Raw genomic sequence first — 2348 nt, 5'->3', positions numbered from 1 at the left:
GTCAGGTCGCACCGCAGCCAATACAATACCCTATAGAAGCTGCTTCGCAGCCTGAGGGGCGGCTTAGTCCAACAGGCATTTATTCGCCATGCTCCGCACGGCGAATAAATGCTAACCAGTTATGTTCTTCAGCTCTGAGAGACCAAATGGCAACGGAAGATATTGATAGGCTAAATGCAGAGTGGATTTCCTTAAATGCGTTCAGAGGGTTAACCAAAATCGCCTCTGGAGGCGATATGGTGAAATCTACTTATGACAACGCATTGCAGCTCGGCGGAGAATTTTATCCCGAATTGCTTGGAGATGAGGTCAGCTTGCTCAAAAGAGAGCGAGAAAGTGATACGACGAAAGAGTACAGGCAGAAGGCTGAGTTGTGCTCCATCAGGGATGGAAAGGAAGTCATAGCTTTTGATTTGGTTTCTTCAGATATAATGGAGTACGAAGGTCTTTTGTCGATAGCTGAGGCCCAGAAAAACAATCAAAAAGTTGATCAGCTGAAGAGAAAGCTTGCGCAGTTTTACAAGTCCAAGAAAGAACTTGATCCAGAAGATCATAGCGAGAACCAGCTGATTTTTAGAGATGCCTATAATGTCTCAAGAGTTATCCCAAGTATTGCCAGTGGTCATGGGCACAGAGATTTTGAACTACCAAGCGGTAGAGTACTAAGGCTAAGGGTTCTTCACCCTGATAGAGTAGAGCATATAACTGGGGCTGATTTAATTTATGAACGACATCACCCTCAAAATGAAACAGTCTCTGTCGTAGCGGTACAGTATAAAATTTGGAATAATCGGAAACTATACTTGTCTGATGATCGCATGCTGGGTCAGATTGATAAAATGAGAAATTTCTTGTGCGAGAAAAGCATATGTGAGGCTGCCAAGGAGGATCATGGATATAGATTTCCTTGCTGTTCTGCTTTTATCAGGCCGACGGACAAGCTGCAAAAAGCCGATCAAAAATTTCTCTCAACTGGAGAACATCTTCCAATTTGTAAAATCGATGAGTGCGCAACTCTTGGCGATCGCGGCGGAAGAAAACTTGAGTACGATAAAATAAAAGAAATATCGCTTTCTAGTGAGATTTTTGAGTTTTTATTTAACAAGGGAAAAATTGGATCTCGGGAGATGACATATTCTGAGTTAACCGCGCTTTACAGCCACTTCTTGGAAGATGCGTCGAGGGAGCGGGTTATTGTCTATGCTCAGGAAGTCTAAACATAACAATCGCAGGCACAGCGACGGCTCTTTCGTTGCGGCTTCGCCTTCACTACAAAGCCGCGCGTGCTGCGGGCGTTATGCATCGCCATGAGGATAGATAGAATGTCCAAGTTTTACCTACTATTACTAGTGCTTACGAGTGGCGCAGCCTTCGGCGGAGATACAGAAGGGAGTGTTGCGAGAATGTACACGATTGACCTGTTCTCGATTATCTCTTTTGCGTTAGCTATTGCTGCGTTCTTTGTTTCAGCATTTTTAGGGTGGCTTTCTTGGCAATTTTATAAGAAATCCAGTGAAGTTTCCGAGAAAACTAATGAGGCCGTTTCTCGTGTCGAAACAAGCATTTCGGGAATACAGAGTGATATAACGGAGATTGTAAGAAGGGCTGTTGGGTATTGGGTTGATGGATCTGGAGCAAATGAGTCTCCAGAACAGATTGATGACCTGAATCAGAAAATTGAAGAGCTGCGCAAACAAATTGCAGCTCTTGGGGAAGGAAAGCCAGAAGCTGAGGATATTGAGAAGAAGTTCGATGAGCTGCTGAGGTTCCAGCAGAACCAACTGAGAAATCTCAATACGTCGCTATTCGACGCGAAAGTGCGCTCTATATTTCCCTCGGCAGACAAAGGGCCTGCTGTCGAATTGACTCAAAATACAACAAAAAACGATAAAGATATCAAGGAAGGGCAGCTGATAATCGAAGTTACGCGCCCGGTGAAAATTGCTACAGCAACAGGAAAGTTTTCACCTCTGTTCGATGATATTCCTGAACTGTCGGTAGAGCTTGAGTCATCGCCCTACGGGGATGGAGGCGACATTATGATTACCTCAGGGGTTGGGAAAACGAGCGACTTTAATGTTCACTTAAAAAGCTATGAAGGCTTGTTGAAGCCAGGGCAATACGTAGTGAACTATGTGGCAAAAGCCAATGCATAACAAAGCCAAGCACGGCGACAGCTTTTCCGTTGCGGCTTCGCCTCCACTACAAATCTGCGCGTGTTGGCAGCGTTGAACTAAACCGCTTCGCGGTAGCTGTCGTCGAATCCTGTCTTTTGCCCCATCGCACCACACTGTTCATTGACCCACGTGGGTCAGAGAACAGGAGTGATGACGATGACTGCCTTACGA

At 45.2% G+C, this 2348-nt stretch carries 2 protein-coding genes; both read left to right on the top strand.

Translation table 11 applies throughout. From position 1 onward, the window contains the following. Positions 1 to 1217: hypothetical protein (locus HOP52_RS19460; protein WP_238979188.1), on the top strand; the 1217-nt coding region annotated here is incomplete at its 5' end. A gap of 105 nt (positions 1218 to 1322) precedes the next feature. After that, complete coding sequence (locus tag HOP52_RS19455) at positions 1323 to 2156, top strand: hypothetical protein (RefSeq protein ID WP_238979187.1); 834 nt, start codon at positions 1323 to 1325, stop codon at positions 2154 to 2156. Positions 2157 to 2348 lie beyond the last annotated feature (192 nt).

This window comes from Billgrantia campisalis, from assembly GCF_022341425.1.
GTDB lineage: Bacteria > Pseudomonadota > Gammaproteobacteria > Pseudomonadales > Halomonadaceae > Halomonas > Halomonas campisalis.
The sequence above is the reverse complement of the archived record's forward strand: the minus strand, read 5'-3'. Positions and strand labels throughout refer to the sequence as shown.

Excerpts from the sequence above, each read along its gene's own strand:
- HOP52_RS19455 (WP_238979187.1), top strand. The coding sequence starts at position 1,323 with ATGTCCAAGTTTTACCTACTATTACTAGTGCTTACGAGTGGCGCAGCC.